1 pseudogene is annotated in these 549 nt (G+C 48.5%); it reads right to left on the bottom strand.

What is annotated here, in order from left to right:
• Nucleotides 1-549: pseudogene (locus R7Z77_RS27785) on the bottom strand (glycosyl hydrolase family 18 protein); the annotation flags it as partial.

Below are 549 nucleotides of genomic sequence, written 5' to 3'. Positions count from 1 at the left end.
CGATCGCGACTTGATCATCACGCAATGGCGCAAACTGAGTGCCGTCGGCTAGTTCAAAACCTTCGATAAGCATCTTAGATTGAGCGACCATCATATCAACAGAGCCTTCTGGTGCAGAACCTGGTAGGTACGGGTTTGGTAGACCGCCGTTGTTGTATAGCTGAACATGAAGCAAGTCGAGCGTGCTGCGAGTATCGTTGATCACTGGAATGTACGCTCCCCAAATTCCGCTGTAAGCGACGTAACCGCCTTGAACATAAGGGTGTTCAGGTGCCATGGTTAGGTACATATCGCCCCCCATGTTTTGCTCAATTTGCAGCAAAGCACGACCAAGACGAGCTTGAATTTGTGAACCGTGTACTAGGTTAGATCCACTCTCTAAATCCACATCGAGACCATCAAAGCACCATTCAGCGATAAGGCCAGTTAGACTAGAAACAAAGTTCGCTTCGTCTTGGTCAGTGTTTAGAGTGATAGTGCCTTCAGCACCTCCAAGAGATAGAACGAACTTCTTACCTGTCGACTGCAATGCTGCCGTCTCACGTTTGA

Source organism: Vibrio sp. 1401 (assembly GCF_033340295.1).
Note: the sequence above shows the minus strand (reverse complement) of the source record. Positions and strands in the feature narration are given on the sequence as shown.